The sequence below is a fragment of the Nocardia sp. BMG111209 genome, from assembly GCF_000381925.1.
GTDB lineage: Bacteria > Actinomycetota > Actinomycetes > Mycobacteriales > Mycobacteriaceae > Nocardia.
The window spans coordinates 3,210,769-3,223,101 of the sequence record NZ_KB907307.1 but is presented as its reverse complement, the minus strand read 5'-3'; the positions used below and the strand labels follow the sequence as shown (position 1 = coordinate 3,223,101).

Annotated in this window: 13 protein-coding genes; 6 read left to right on the top strand and 7 right to left on the bottom strand. The window is 69.5% G+C overall.

Annotated features, from left to right (window positions below):
* Positions 1-14: 14 nt before the first annotated feature.
* Entirely contained in the window at positions 15-725 is a 711-nt protein-coding gene (locus G361_RS0114715; RefSeq protein WP_019927849.1) for a 3'(2'),5'-bisphosphate nucleotidase CysQ, read from the top strand.
* A gap of 121 nt (positions 726-846) precedes the next feature.
* Here G361_RS0114715 and G361_RS0114710 read toward each other — a convergent pair whose 3' ends face one another.
* From G361_RS0114710 to G361_RS0114695, 4 genes are all read right to left on the bottom strand, one after another.
* Positions 847-1,380, bottom strand: a complete 534-nt coding sequence (locus tag G361_RS0114710; RefSeq protein ID WP_019927848.1) for a hypothetical protein — start codon at positions 1,378-1,380, stop codon at positions 847-849.
* A 203-nt stretch (positions 1,381-1,583) separates the two neighbouring features.
* On the bottom strand, positions 1,584-2,369 hold the full coding sequence (locus tag G361_RS0114705; protein ID WP_019927847.1) for an enoyl-CoA hydratase: 786 nt from the start codon (positions 2,367-2,369) through the stop codon (positions 1,584-1,586).
* Between the two features lie 11 nt (positions 2,370-2,380).
* Positions 2,381-3,556: an acyl-CoA dehydrogenase family protein gene (locus G361_RS0114700; protein WP_019927846.1), complete on the bottom strand. Its 1,176-nt coding sequence runs from the start codon at positions 3,554-3,556 to the stop codon at positions 2,381-2,383.
* Positions 3,540-4,538: an acyl-CoA dehydrogenase family protein gene (locus G361_RS0114695; protein WP_019927845.1), complete on the bottom strand. Its 999-nt coding sequence runs from the start codon at positions 4,536-4,538 to the stop codon at positions 3,540-3,542. The genes G361_RS0114700 and G361_RS0114695 overlap by 17 nt, the downstream gene beginning before the upstream one ends.
* Before the next feature lie 179 nt (positions 4,539-4,717).
* On the opposite strand from G361_RS0114695, the gene G361_RS0114690 reads away from it, so the two are divergent.
* From G361_RS0114690 to G361_RS0114680, 3 genes are all read left to right on the top strand, one after another.
* Positions 4,718-5,371, top strand: a complete 654-nt coding sequence (locus G361_RS0114690) for a TetR/AcrR family transcriptional regulator (RefSeq protein WP_019927844.1) — start codon at positions 4,718-4,720, stop codon at positions 5,369-5,371.
* Positions 5,372-5,463: 92 nt separating this feature from the next.
* A complete protein-coding gene (locus G361_RS0114685) occupies positions 5,464-6,264 on the top strand; it encodes an acyl-CoA thioesterase II (RefSeq protein ID WP_019927843.1) in 801 nt (266 codons plus the stop codon).
* Between the two features lie 30 nt (positions 6,265-6,294).
* Complete coding sequence (locus G361_RS0114680; protein ID WP_019927842.1) at positions 6,295-7,347, top strand: hypothetical protein; 1,053 nt, start codon at positions 6,295-6,297, stop codon at positions 7,345-7,347.
* 44 nt (positions 7,348-7,391) lie between these two features.
* On the opposite strand, the gene G361_RS0114675 is transcribed toward G361_RS0114680, so the two are convergent.
* Positions 7,392-8,618: a cytochrome P450 gene (locus G361_RS0114675; RefSeq protein ID WP_036494121.1), complete on the bottom strand. Its 1,227-nt coding sequence runs from the start codon at positions 8,616-8,618 to the stop codon at positions 7,392-7,394.
* Between the two features lie 202 nt (positions 8,619-8,820).
* On the opposite strand from G361_RS0114675, the gene G361_RS0114670 reads away from it, so the two are divergent.
* Positions 8,821-9,837 (top strand): TIGR03621 family F420-dependent LLM class oxidoreductase, encoded by a 1,017-nt coding sequence (locus tag G361_RS0114670; protein WP_019927840.1) that lies wholly within the window; start codon positions 8,821-8,823, stop codon positions 9,835-9,837.
* A 43-nt stretch (positions 9,838-9,880) separates the two neighbouring features.
* On the opposite strand, the gene G361_RS0114665 is transcribed toward G361_RS0114670, so the two are convergent.
* Positions 9,881-10,846 carry a TauD/TfdA family dioxygenase gene (locus tag G361_RS0114665; RefSeq protein ID WP_019927839.1) on the bottom strand — a complete coding sequence of 322 codons (966 nt, stop codon included), beginning with the start codon at positions 10,844-10,846 and terminating at the stop codon, positions 9,881-9,883.
* 248 nt (positions 10,847-11,094) lie between these two features.
* Here G361_RS0114665 and G361_RS0114660 point away from each other — a divergent pair, with 248 nt between their 5' ends.
* Positions 11,095-11,664 (top strand): helix-turn-helix domain-containing protein, encoded by a 570-nt coding sequence (locus G361_RS0114660; protein ID WP_019927838.1) that lies wholly within the window; start codon positions 11,095-11,097, stop codon positions 11,662-11,664.
* A gap of 8 nt (positions 11,665-11,672) precedes the next feature.
* Here G361_RS0114660 and G361_RS0114655 read toward each other — a convergent pair whose 3' ends face one another.
* A complete protein-coding gene (locus tag G361_RS0114655) occupies positions 11,673-12,275 on the bottom strand; it encodes a hypothetical protein (protein WP_155981455.1) in 603 nt (200 codons plus the stop codon).
* Positions 12,276-12,333: the final 58 nt, after the last annotated feature.

Below are 12,333 nucleotides of genomic sequence, written 5' to 3'. Positions count from 1 at the left end.
CGACAGTGGAGGGTATGAACGATCACACCGTGGCCGCGACCCTGGCCGCGGAGGCGGGCGAACTGCTCCTCGCCATCCGCGACGAGGGCGGCGCCGCCGGCGACCGGAAATCGAACGATCTGCTGCTCGCCCGGCTGGCCGAGCTGCGCCCGGACGATGCCGTGCTGTCGGAGGAGAGCACCGACGATCCCGTTCGGCTGCAACGGGATCGGGTGTGGATCGTCGATCCGCTCGACGGCACCCGGGAGTACGGCGAACCGCCGCGGCCGGACTGGGCGGTGCACGTGGCGCTGGCGGTGCACGGGATCGCCACGATCGGCGCGGTGGGCCTGCCCGCCGCGGGCATCGTGCTGCACACCGGCGAGCCGCCGGTGGTCCCGCCGCGGCCCGAGGGCCCGATCCGGGTGGCGGTGTCGCGCAGCCGGGCCTCCTGGGAGGTGCGGGAGCTGGTCGCGCGGCTGTCGGCGGCCACGGTGCCGATGGGTTCGGCGGGCGCCAAGGCGATGGCCGTGGTGCGCGGTGACGCCGATGTGTACGCGCACTCCGGCGGTCAGTACGAATGGGATTCCTGCGCGCCGGTCGCGGTGGCGGCGGCCGCCGGGCTGCACGTCTCCCGCATCGACGGTTCCCCGCTGCGCTACAACCGTCCCGACCCGTACCTGCCGGATCTGCTGATCTGCCGCCCCGAACTGGCGGACAAGGTGCTCGGCGCGCTCGCCGGCTGATCGAGAAACGAAGCGGGCCGCCACAACTGGTCGTTGCGGCGGCCGCGATCATCGGAATACCCCTGGTCCGGGATCGCCGGACCGGGTACGGGCGTCGTTGCCCCGGAGTTTCCCGCAGCGACTAGCTGCAGGCCGGAACCGCGGCGCCGCCGCCCTGCAACGCGAGCAGAGCACAGAAGGTGGTGGCGGCGACCTTCCAGCTGTCGCCGTCCTTGATGGCCTGACCGGTCTGATCCGGCAGCACCGGGCTGCCGCCGATCAGCAGCGTGTACTTGACGTCGGCATGCGTCGGATCCTTCAGGGTCACCGCCGAGACCGAAGCGCTGGTGCCCTGCGACTGCGGGTTGCCGGCCTGTGCGGCGAGCACGGGCGCGAACTGATCGCCCTTCTCGACGAGGGCGGCACGCTGCGGGGCCGGAGCGGTGCCCAGGAAGAAGCCGGTGAAGGCATCCGTGATGGCCTTCGTGGTCGCCGGGTCGGCGGCGGTGCCCGCGGAGGCGGACGCCGAGGAGCCCGCGGCGGCGCTGGTGGCGGCGGCCGACGAGGTGGTCGAGCTGCTGCTGGACTTGTCGTCGGAGCAGCCGGACAGCGCCGCCGTCGCGACGGCCAGACACGCGATCGCGGTCATGGTGTGGCGGATGATGGGAGCGCGCATGGCGATTCCTCTCCGGCGCACGGAACATCCGGGCGCCGATTTTGTTGGTTACTGATTCCTCGCGCGAGGGATCGACCCGGCGATGTCGGTGCTCGGGCACGGCCTCGGGCGGAGGTCGGAAGCGCGGATGGTGTGCGGTCGCGCGCTGTGACGGTCCACACCATATCCGTCACGCGCGCGCTGCACGGGCCTTTTCGTACGATTTACCGGATATTGGCCTTCATATCGTCGAGTCGCGCGAGTACGGGCCATCCGCTGACGCTGAGTGCGTTGCCGTGGCCGGTCTGGTGGATGTCGAACACCGACTGGATGGCGGCGTAGAAGCCCTGGATGTCGAGGGTCTGGTTGACCGCGCGTTTGGCCTGGCGCAGCCCGAAGGCGGGCATCTTGGCGATCTGCTCGGCCCACGACCGGGCTTCGGCGTCGAGTTGGTCGCGGGCGACGACCTTGTTGACCATGCCGACCTGTTCGGCCTCGTGCGCGGTGACGGGGCGTCCGGTGAACAGGATCTCCTTGGCCTTGCGGGGCCCGAGTTCCCAGGTGTGGCCGTGGTATTCGACGCCGCCGATACCCATCAGCACGACCGGGTCGGAGAATTGCGCGTCCTCGGCGGCGATGATCAGGTCGCAGGGCCAGCACAGCAGCAGCCCACCGGAGATACAACGGCCCTGGACCGCCGCGATGGAGGGTTTGGGGATGTTGCGCCAGCGCAGCGAATACTCCAGATAACGCCGCGACTCGTTGGCGACGATCAGCTCCAGCGTGATCTTGTCCGGAACCGGACCGCCGCCGCGCAGATCGTGTCCGGCGGAGAAGTGCTTGCCCTCGGCCCGCAGCACGATCACCGCGACCTCCGGATCGTCGGCGGCGCGCACCCAGGCGGCATCCAATTCGTCCAGCAGCGCGGCATTCTGGGCGTTGGCGGCCTCCGGCCGGTTCAACGTGATGGTCGCGATCTTGTCGGCGACCGCGTAGTCGATATAGGACATGGGACCTCTCTTCAGCCTCGAGGCAACCCGAGCACCCGCTCGGCGATGATCGTGCGCTGGATCTCCGAGGTACCGCCGGCGATGGTACCGGCGAAACTCCGTGCGTACCGCTCGAACCAACTGCACGAGAAGTTGTCCAGATTCATCGGCAGATAGGAGGCGGTGAAGGCGGGATGTACCAGCCCGTCCACCCCCTGCGCGTACAGCGCCTGCTCGGCGGCGGACTGCACCGCCTCGGATCCGAGCACCTTCAGGATCGACAGCGACTGGGTGTCCTGTTCGCCGCGGGCGGCCCGCGACAGCGCCTGCGACCCGAGCAGCCGCAGCGCCTGCAGATCCATCGCCAGCGTGGCGTAACTGTCCTTGTCGAACACCGACTCCGGACGGAAATCCTCGGTGAGTTCCTGCAGCCGATCCGCGAAACTCAGCCACAGCAGCGTGCGTTCGTGCCCGAGCGAGCCGTTGGCGACGGTCCAGCCGCCGTTGAGCGGGCCGAGCAGATTCTCCGCCGGCACCCGGGCGTTCTCGAAGAACACCTCGTTGAAGTCCAGATCGTGCGGCCCGCAGATCGAGGCGAACGGCCGCCGGGTGACCCCGGGGGTGTCGGTGGGGATCAGCAGTACGCTGATGCCCTTGTGCTTGGGCGCGTCCGGATCGGTGCGCACGAAGGTCAGCAGCACATCGGCGTCGTGCGCGCCGGAGGTCCACACCTTCTGCCCGTTCACCACGAAATGGTCGCCGTCGCGCACCGCGCGGGTGCGTAGCCCGGCCAGATCCGAACCCGCCCCCGGCTCGCTCATGCCCAGCGCCGCGGTGATCTCCGCGCGCAGGATCGGCACGGCCCAGCGCTGCTTCTGCTCGTCGGTGCCGAAGGTCAGCAGCGAGGCGGCGATGATGCCCAGGCCCTGCGGGTTGAAGCTGTGGTAGATCCGCCGCTTCGACAGCTCCTCCAGGTGCACGTACTGCTGCAGCACACCGGCGTTGCGGCCGCCGAACTCCGGCGGATTGGCGGGCAGCAGCCAGCCGTTGTCGAACAGCAGCCGCTGCCAGCGCCGGGCCCATTCCGGCACGTCGGCGCTGGAACCGGCCCGCTCGGTGGTCTCCGCCGCGTCGGGCAGATGCTCCTCGAGGAAGGCCACGAACTCGGCGCGGAATTCCTCGACGTCGGCGTCAAAGGACAGTTGCACGGTACTCCTCGGCGATCAGCGCGCGGTGCTCGGCAGCGCCGCCGAGCATCAGCTCGCCGGCCTTGGCCCGCTTCAGCGCGAACTGCAGGTCGTTCTCCCAGGTGAAGCCCATTCCGCCGAACAGCTGAATGCCGTGCCGGAACACCAGCGACTGGCATTCGCCGGCGCTCGCCTTGGCCATGGCGGCGGCGACCCGGCGACGCGGATCGTCCTCGGCGATGGTCAGCGCGGCGTAGTAGGCCAGCGCGCGGGCGCGTTCGACGGCGATGTACATATCGGCGGCCTTGTGCTTGACGGCCTGGAACGAGCCGATCGCCACCCCGAACTGCTGCCGGTTGCGCACATGGTCGAGGACCAGGTCGAGAATGCGCCGGCAGGCGCCGACGGTGGTGAGCGCCAGCCCGGTCAGCGCGACGTGGCGGGCGCGCTCGGCGTCGACGTCGGCGCGGGCCTCGTGCCCGACCCGGACCCCGGCGAACGAGACGTCGGCGACGTGCAGGACCGGATCGAACACCGGGCTGCGGGTGGCGGTCACCTCGCTCGCGGGCACCACGAAGACGCCGGCGGGGGTGACCACGGCGAAGCGGTCGGCCCGGTCACCGTCGAGGACGTGGCGGGCGGTGCCGGTGAGCACCCAGCCCCCGGCGTCGAGATTGGCCGCGACGCCGCCGTACACGGCGGTGCCGGACTGTGCCGGATCCGCGAAATCCGGTGCCAGCGGGGCGAATTGGCTCATCGTCGCGAGGTAGGGAGTGGGATCGGTGGCCCGGCCCAGTTCTTCCAGGACGATGGCCAGCTCCACGGCGGCACTCGGATCGGTGAGCTCGGTCCAGCCGAGCCGCACATAGGACTGCCACAGCGCCGTGCTGTCGCCACCCTTGTCGGCGACCTCACGGATCAGTGTCGGCGGGCACTGTTTCGCGACCACATCGCGCACCGTGTCCTGCCACAACCGTTGGTCCGAGTCGAACTCGAAGAGCATCCCGGTTTGCCTCCTTGGCCCATGGTGCCTTCACACCAAAGTGAGAATATCATTCTCTTATCACGAAAGTAATAGTCTCGAAAATGGGCGGGGACACACATACGTTGTGCACAATGCGCGCTTACTCTCCGGTACAGTGCACTCATGTTCTCCACACATGGCAGAGGACTGGTCCTCCGGTGAGCACTCCCAACGAAGAGCCGGCCTGGAAGCAGCGTGCCGTCGAGCGCTCCATCCGGACGGCCAAATTGCGTGCCGAGCAGCGTGTTCAGCGCTTCCTCGACGCCGCCCAGGCGATCATCACCGAGAAGGGCAGTACCGACTTCACCGTGCAGGAGGTCGTCGACCGCTCTCGGCAGTCGCTACGCAGCTTCTACCTGCAGTTCGACGGTAAGCACGAACTGCTGCTGGCGCTGTTCGAGGATGCGCTGGCCCGCTCCGCCGACCAGATCCGCGCCGCCGCCGCCGGGCAGACCGACCCGCTCGAGCAGGTCCGCGTCGCCGTCGAGTTGCTGTTCGAGCTGTCCCGCCCGGATCCGACCGCCAGCCGCCCGCTGTTCACCGATTTCGCTCCCCAGCTGCTGATTTCGCATCCCGCCGAGGTGAAGGTGGCGCACGCGCCGCTGATCGCGTTGTTCGCGGAGTTGCTGGAGGCGGCCTCCGAGGCCGGCGAGCTCCGCGAGGGGATCAACCCGCGCCGGATGGCGGCGATGGCGATGCAGACGGTCATGTTCACGGCCCAATCCGCCGGTGGCACAGACGATGCCACCATGCATCCGATCACCGCCGACGAGGTCTGGAACTTCTGCGCGCACGGCTTCGCCAAGCTGTAGGGGCGGCCCTCGGCTGCTCGGCCGGGTGCCGAGGCCCGTTCTCGTGAGAACGGTATTCTCAAAGCGAGAGAGCATCACTTACACTCGGACTCATGTGGAGTGATCTTCTCGCCAGCCTCGCGGTGCGGCAGGTATCGGCGAGCGAAGGCGGCAGCGCGGTGTTCGAGGGGCAGAACCTGCCGCTGGACTACCACCGGATCTACGGTGGCCAGATCCTCGGCCAGTTCATGCAGGCCGCCAACGCGGTGCATCCGGACAAGTCGGTCAAGTCGATCCAGACGCTGTTCGCCAAGGAGGGCCACACCAGCGAGCCGGTGCGGTACGAGGTGACCACGCATCACGCGGGGCGCGCGTTCGCGACCGTGTCGGTCGTGGCCCGGCAGACCGATCGGGTGGTGGCGACCGCCTCGATCTCGCTGCACGCCGCCGAGGAGGGCCCGATCGTGCAGACCGTGCCGGCCGTCCCGGCGCTGCCCAGCGCCGAGCACAAGGTGGAATTCAGCCTGATCCCGTGGGAGACCCGCGCCACCACCTCGCTCGACGACCCCGCGGCGGGTGCGCCGGAGTACGAGCTGTGGATGCGCACCCCCGAGGTGGATCCGGCGCTGGCCCCCGCGCTCACCGCCTTCGCCACCGATCTCAACCTGATCGGCACCGCGCTGCGGCCCATCGACGGCGTCACCCAGGCCGACAGCCAGAAGAAGTTCGCCTCCGCGGTCACCTCGCACAGCCTGTGGTTCCACCGGCCGTTCCGCAGCGACGTGTGGCTGCTGCTGCGGCAGCACAGCCCGCTGCTGGCGCACAGCCGGGCCTTCGGCCGCGGCGACGTGCTCACCGAGGACGGGTCGCTGGTCGCCTCGTACGCGCAGGAAGCCCTGGTGCGCTTCAAATAATCCCGATCCCTCGACGAGAACGAGTCCGATATGGAATCGAAGACGCTTCCGGACAACACCATTCGCGTGGTGCAGTGGGCCACCGGCAATATCGGCACCCGCGCGCTGCGCGCGGTGATCGACCATCCGGAACTGGACCTGGCCGGGCTCTACGTGTACAGCCCCGACAAGGCCGGCCGCGACGCCGGTGAACTCTGCGGCGCCGGCCCGGTGGGTGTGCTCGCGACCGGCGACCTCGCCGAGATCACCTCTCTCGGTGCGGATGTGGTGCTCTACATGCCCGCGCGCTTCAGCGCCGACGAGGTGTGCGCGCTGCTGGCATCCGGCGCGAACGTGGTGACCACCTGCGGGGAGTTCCATCGCCCCGCCGGGATGGATCCGGCGTTGCGCGATCGGGTGCAGCGGGCATGTGTCACCGGCGGATCCTCGGTGTACAGCACCGGATCCAGCCCCGGCTTCATCAGCGAGGCGCTGCCGCTGGCGCTGCTGTCGATCCAGCGCCGCCTGGACCGGCTCACCATCGACGAATTCGCCGATCTGTCGCAACGTGATTCGCCGGACATGCTGTTCAACGTGATGGGTTTCGGGCAGCCGCCGACGGCGTTCGACGACCGGCGCGCCGCGCATCTGGCCGGGGCCTTCGGCCCGTCGCTGCGATTGATCGCCGACGCCACGCGGATTCCGGTCGATGCGGTGACGGCGTTCGGCGAATATGCCGTCACCCCGGGCGAACTCACCATCGCGGCGGGCACGCTGGCGGCCGGAACCGTTGCCGCGCAACGGATCACGATCGACGCGCTACGGGCCGGCGAGCCGGTGCTGCGGTTCCGCGCCAACTGGTACTGCACCAAGGAGGTCGATCCGGCCTGGGATCTGCGCGACACCGGCTGGCACGTGGCGCTCGAGGGCGACACCCCGCTGGACATCGACCTGCGGTTCCCGATCCCGTTGGAGCGCATGGCCGAAACCGCGCCGGGCTACACCGCCCACCGCGCGGTCAACTCGGTCGCGGCCGTGGTGGCGGCGCCGCCGGGCATCCGCACCACCGTGGATCTGCCGCAGGTGATCGCGCGCCTGGGCTGAACCGATCCGCGGGGACGGCGCTCGTGCCGCCCCCGCGGGACCGTTCAGGCGACCGGCACGCTGCTGCCGACGATGAGCGGCAACGATTCCCAGCCGCGCACGGTGGAGGTGGAGGCGAGTTTCGCGTTGTCCCAGTCGACATCCCAGGCCGGGAATCGTTTCAGCAACTCCTCCATGGCGATCCGGCCCTCCAGCCGCGCCAGCGACGCGCCGAGGCAGAAGTGCAGCCCGTAGCCGAAGGCCAGCTGATGCCGGATGTCGCGATGGATGTCGAACCGGTCGCCGTCGGGAACCCGGCGCGGATCCCGGTTCGCGGCGGCGATCAGGACGAGCAACGCACTGCCGGCCGGCACCACGGTGCCGTGGAATTCCGTGTCGGCGGCGACATAACGGCCGATCGCCGGTCCGGCCGGCTCCAACCGCAGAATCTCCTCGACCGCGTTCGGGATCAGCAGCGGATCGGCGGCCAGCTCCCGGCGCTGATCCGGATTCTTCGCCAGGATCGAGCCGATCCAGCCGATCAGCCGCCCGGTGGTCTCGTTGCCCGCACCCGCCACGACCGTGAGATAGGTGACGATCTCGTCCCGGGTGAGGGTGCGGCGCACCCCGTGCTCGTCGTCGAATTCGGCGTGCAGCAGTTCGGTCATGATGTCGTCGGACGGATGCTCGATGCGCCAGTCCAGATAGTCGTTGAACGACTCGTTGCTCAGCGTCGCGCCGCCGCGGAAGTCGGCCTTCTCACCGGGTTCGGTGCGCAGCGCCGAATCGGTCGCCTCCCGGAAGGCCACCTGGTCGGCCTCCGGAATGCCGACCAGCATCCCGATCACCCGCATCGGCAGATCGGTCCCGACCGCGGCCATCAGATCGAAGCGATCGCTACCGACCAGCGGATCCAGTGCGGCGGAACAATATTCGCGCACCTGCGGCTCCAGCGCGGCGATCCGGCGCGGAGTGAACATGCGCGCCAGCAACTTCCGATGGATGTCGTGACTCGGCGGATCCTCCATGATCAGCGTGCCCGGCGGCAGTTCGATCCCCGACTTGATCAGCTCGAGGATGTTGCCGCGACCGGATCGGAAGGTCCGCCAATCGTGCAGCGCCCGATCGCAATCGTCGAACCGGCTGATCAGATGGAAGTCGTGCTTCTCGTTGTAGTAGATCGGCACTTCCTCGCGGAGGCGGGCGAAGGTCGGATGCGGATCCTGCGCCAGGACCGGATCGTAGGGGTCCCAGTAGACGGCGTCGTCGGTACTCACGTGCGGGCCTTCCATTGTCGAACCGACGGCGGTCGCCGGTCCGGCCGCGCGCACCGGCCTCGGCCACGCGGGCACCGCGGATGCGCACGGCACCGTGACCGCCTCGCGCTCGACTATACGCCGATGCTTAACAGTCGTTCAGCAGTTCGGGCCGATCCGGTCCCGGCGCGAATCCCGCTGCGCCGGAATCCCGCCCACATCCCGAGGGAGTACGCCGATGGCGACCGATGATCCGGAATTCGCCGGCCGGGCACCCGCTGCCGCAACACCGCCGCGTCCGATCAGATTCGGGACCGGACCGGGCCGGGTGGACGACGCCGCCGCCCTGCGTGCGGCGGGCCGGCACCTCGAAAGCCTCGGCTACGCCACGATATCGATGGCCGACCATTTCATGATCCCGTTCGCACCCCTGCTCGCCCTCCAGGCCCTCGCCGACGCGACCGACACCGTCCGCCTCACCCAGACCGTGCTCAATCAGGATTTCCGCCATCCGGCCGTTCTCGCGAAAGAGCTTGCGACACTGGACGTCCTGTCCGGCGGCCGCCTGGAGGTGGGACTCGGCGCCGGCTGGATGCGCGCGGAGTACGACCACGCCGGCCTGCGCTACGACCGGGATTCGGTACGCATCGAACGACTCGAGGAGGTGACGACCATCGTGGCCGGCCTCCTGGGCCCCGACCCGGTCGATTTCACCGGCGACCACTTCACCGTCACCGGTCTCACCGGCACCCCCCGCCCACTGCAGCGCCCCCGCCCGCCGATCATGATCGGCGGTGGCGGCCGCAAACTCCTGTCGGTCGCGGGCCGCCACGCCGACATCGTCCAGATCGTGCCCCGCGCACCCCGCACCCCCGGCGCCCCGCTCGCCGCGACCTTCGGCCCCGACGCCTACGACGAACGCATCACCTGGGTGAAAGCCGCCGCCGGACAGCGATTCCCGGACATCGAACTGGCCGCCCAGCTACTCGCCGTGACCGTGACCGACGACCCCGACCACGGCTACGCCACCGCCGCGGACCGCCTGCAGCGCCTGCTCCGCCGATCCGGCGCCGACCTCACCGTCACCCCCGCCGACCTGGCCGCCGCCCCCCTGGCGGCGATCGGAACCCTCGACGCCGTCTGCGAGAAACTCCTCCGCGTCCGGGAACGCTTCGGCATCAACTACTTCTGGGCCCCCGTCGGCTCCGCCCCGGAAACCCTGGCCCCCGTGATCGAGCGCCTCGCGGGCCGCTGAGCGATCCCGTCCGGCACCGGAATCCCACCGGCCCGAACGCGATTCACCGCACCGGTCGCGGCCCGACGATCGAGGCCCGCTCCACGATCCGGGTGTGCGGCCAGTAATCGCTTGCCGCGTAGTGCTGTACGGCCCGGTTGTCCCAGAAGGCGACCGTATCCGGCTCCCACTTCAGCCGCACCTGATGCTCCGGCGCGTCGACGGTACGGGCGAGCCGATCGATCAGCGCTCGCGACGCCTCCGGCGCCGGCCCCTCGATACGCTGCACGAACACCCGATTCACATACAGATGCCGCCGCCCGGTGGCGGCGTGTGTGCACACCACCGGATGCCGCACCGCCGGGAACCGTGCCCGCATCTCCGCGTGCTGATCCGCGGGCACCAGATGCCGGAACGCCTGCAGGAAATCGTGGATCGCGTCGAGATTCTCGATCTCGTCGCGGGTCTCCTGATCGAGACTGTCGTACGCGGCGTACATATCGCTGAACACCGTGTCACCCCCGATCGGCGGTACCGAGATCGCGTGCAGAATCGCACCCATGGAAGGGAATTCCCGCCAGGTGACGTCGTGGTGCCAGGAATTCTCGTATCCGGAAACCGTCGCCGATTTCTCGAATCGCACCAATTCCGGTTGCTCACTGTTGGATCGGAGCGCCGGATGGATCTCCAGATCCCCGAATCGCCGCGCGAATGCCAGATGCCGTTCCGGCGACACCGGCTGCTCCCGGAAGAACAGCACCTTGTAGTCGTGCAAGGCCCGCCGCAACTCGGCGATCACCTCGTCGGCGAGTTCGGCGCCGAGATCGATCCCACTGATCTCCGCACCCAGGGTCACCCCCGCCTGCCGCGCGTCGAAATGCTGCCACCGCAGTCCCGCGAGCCGATCCCGCTCCGCCGCGAGATGGGCGAAGGGCCCGGTGAGCAGCGGGGGATAGTCCGGCAACGCCGCCGCCCGCGGCCCCTCGACAACCCCGCCCGCCGCCCGCTCCGCAACCGCCGACTCGGCCATATGTCCTCCAGATGTGAGAGCTGTAGTCGCCTGACTACAGGCTAACCCCCGCCGACCCCACCCGAGCTCCACAACACCCCCACCGCCGCCGACCGACCCCCTGAACAGCCACAACACCGCCACCGAGCATTGGATTCACCCTGATTCCAGCACCCGCCCCGGCATCGCCGCCGATCCCGCCGACCACCACCCGGTGCGGCCCGCCATCGCCGCGCCGGCGGCGGCACGACCTCCGTTAGCGTGGACGGATGACCGAACGCCGAGCGGCCCCGCCGCGCGAGGGACCCGTCGGCCGCGAGGCCGTGGCCGCCGCGGTCCTGACCCACGCCGCGGACCTGTTCGCCGAGCGCGGCCCCACGGCCACCTCGATCCGCGACATCGCCGAGCGCGCCGGAGTGAACCACGGCCTGGTGTTCCGCCACTTCGGCACGAAGGACGAACTGGTCGGCCGGGTACTGGACCACCTCGGCACCGAATCCGGCACCCTCGCCGCCGCCGAAGGCTTCTCGGTCACCGACCCCCGATTCGCCCGCCACCTGCGCGTACTGGCCCGCTGCATCCTCGACGGCTACCCCGTGGAGACGTTGCAACAACGCTTCCCGGTCATGCAACAACTCCTGGACCGCACCCGCGCCGACCACCCCGACGACCGCACCGCCGCCCTCGCCGTAGCCCACGCCGCCGCCTTCGGCCTCGGCTGGCAACTGTTCGAACCGTTCCTGCGCGTATCCACCGGCCTCCAGGACCTCCCCGCAACCGACCTCGCCGACCTGATCACCACCCGCATCCGCCACCTACTGGGCGCCGACGACCGGTGACACCGGCCTCACCCCGAGGCCTGCCAGGTGGCGACGCCGATACAGGCTGCGAACAGAATCAGCGTCAACCCGAAGCAGCGCAACGCATTTCGGCAGGCCGCGAACTTCTCGTCCGCGATCCTGGCCAGTGCGTAGTTCTGCGACCACGCCTCGCGCAGTGTCGATCGGCGGTCCAGCACCTCGGGCGGCTGTGCCGCCGCGGCGATGCTCGGCCACGAGAACCGGCTCCACTCCGTCGCCGCGGTGCGCGGTGCGAGTGCCCGGTACAGGTACATCCCGGTCGCGACGATTGCGCCCAGCAGCAGTAACAAGGGGCCGACGAGCATCGCCCGGCAGCCGGCGGCGGGGTCCGACAGCGCGCGACGGAAGAGATCCGCCTTCGAGCCGGCGGCGGTGATCACGACGCCCAGCGCGGCGGCCTGCACGGCGACCTTCGTGTCCGCGTTCTTGATCCAGTTGCCGAATTCGGTCATCGCCAATTTGGCGTCCTCCCACGGCGAGATCGACTCGGCGACCGGACCGGGGTGCCGGTCGGGCCGGGCGGTCACCGGCGGTCGTTCGATCCCTACCCGGCCCCGGTCCAGCCCGAGCCTGCTCATCCCGAAAGTCATGTTCTCTCCTCGAACTCGAACTCGAACGGGCCGGTCGCCCGGTTCCCGGCCGGGAACC

Coding starts and splice junctions, on each gene's coding strand:
- G361_RS0114715 (WP_019927849.1), top strand. CDS start 15: ATGAACGATCACACCGTGGCCGCGACCCTGGCCGCGGAGGCGGGCGAA.
- G361_RS0114710 (WP_019927848.1), bottom strand. CDS start 1,380: ATGCGCGCTCCCATCATCCGCCACACCATGACCGCGATCGCGTGTCTG.
- G361_RS0114705 (WP_019927847.1), bottom strand. CDS start 2,369: ATGTCCTATATCGACTACGCGGTCGCCGACAAGATCGCGACCATCACG.
- G361_RS0114695 (WP_019927845.1), bottom strand. CDS start 4,538: ATGCTCTTCGAGTTCGACTCGGACCAACGGTTGTGGCAGGACACGGTG.
- G361_RS0114685 (WP_019927843.1), top strand. CDS start 5,464: ATGTGGAGTGATCTTCTCGCCAGCCTCGCGGTGCGGCAGGTATCGGCG.
- G361_RS0114680 (WP_019927842.1), top strand. CDS start 6,295: ATGGAATCGAAGACGCTTCCGGACAACACCATTCGCGTGGTGCAGTGG.
- G361_RS0114675 (WP_036494121.1), bottom strand. CDS start 8,618: ATGGAAGGCCCGCACGTGAGTACCGACGACGCCGTCTACTGGGACCCC.
- G361_RS0114670 (WP_019927840.1), top strand. CDS start 8,821: ATGGCGACCGATGATCCGGAATTCGCCGGCCGGGCACCCGCTGCCGCA.
- G361_RS0114665 (WP_019927839.1), bottom strand. CDS start 10,846: ATGGCCGAGTCGGCGGTTGCGGAGCGGGCGGCGGGCGGGGTTGTCGAG.
- G361_RS0114660 (WP_019927838.1), top strand. CDS start 11,095: ATGACCGAACGCCGAGCGGCCCCGCCGCGCGAGGGACCCGTCGGCCGC.
- G361_RS0114655 (WP_155981455.1), bottom strand. CDS start 12,275: ATGACTTTCGGGATGAGCAGGCTCGGGCTGGACCGGGGCCGGGTAGGG.